Annotated in this window: 1 protein-coding gene; it reads left to right on the top strand. The window is 59.3% G+C overall.

What is annotated here, in order from left to right:
• Positions 1-3: 3 nt before the first annotated feature.
• Positions 4-442, top strand: a 439-nt coding sequence (locus JF66_RS21240) for a ribonucleotide reductase N-terminal alpha domain-containing protein (protein ID WP_035880980.1), incomplete at its 3' end; no start/stop codon positions are given.

Below are 442 nucleotides of genomic sequence, written 5' to 3'. Positions count from 1 at the left end.
AGCATGGACTACCACTCGCTCAACGCCATGCTCAACCTGTACGGACCGAACGGGGAGATCCAGTTCGACAAAGACCAGGAAGCCGCGCGCGAGTTCTTCCTGCAGCACGTCAACCAGAACACGGTGTTCTTCCACAGCCTGCGCGAGCGCCTCGACTACCTCGTAGAGAAGGAATACTACGAGCAGGCCGTGATCGACCAGTACTCCTTCGAGTTCATCACGAGCCTGAACGACCTCGCGTACTCGAAGAAGTTCCGCTTCAAGAGCTTCCTCGGCGCCTTCAAGTACTACACCTCGTACACGCTCAAGACCTTCGACGGCAAGCGCTACCTTGAGCGCTTCGAAGACCGCGTTGTGATGACCGCGCTCGGTCTCGCATCCGGTGACGAGAAGCTCGCCGTCGAGCTCGTGGAAGAGATCATCGCCGGCCGCTTCCAGCCGG

Source organism: Cryobacterium sp. MLB-32 (genome assembly GCF_000738085.1).
Lineage (GTDB): Bacteria > Actinomycetota > Actinomycetes > Actinomycetales > Microbacteriaceae > Cryobacterium.
The sequence above is the reverse complement of the archived record's forward strand: the minus strand, read 5'-3'. Positions and strand labels throughout refer to the sequence as shown.